Below are 224 nucleotides of genomic sequence, written 5' to 3'. Positions count from 1 at the left end.
CAGCACTTCTTGTCACCAAGCAAGTTCTGGAAATCGTATGCGAGAGTTTGAACTCTCAAAACTGACCAACGAGTGAGATCATATTTGTACCGCTTCGCTCAGAAGCGAGGTACTCCATAGAAAGGAGGTGATCCAGCCGCACCTTCCGATACGGCTACCTTGTTACGACTTCACCCCAATCATCTACCCCACCTTCGGCGGCTGGCTCCTTGCGGTTACCCCAC

Annotated in this window: 1 rRNA gene; it reads right to left on the bottom strand. The window is 51.8% G+C overall.

The features are described from left to right. Positions 1 to 120 precede the first annotated feature (120 nt). Positions 121 to 224: ribosomal RNA gene (locus tag KI367_RS27025) — 16S ribosomal RNA — on the bottom strand; the annotation flags it as partial.

The organism is Paenibacillus cookii (genome assembly GCF_018333375.1).
Lineage (GTDB): Bacteria > Bacillota > Bacilli > Paenibacillales > Paenibacillaceae > Paenibacillus_AQ > Paenibacillus_AQ cookii.
This window is presented reverse-complemented; position numbering and strand designations above follow the sequence as displayed.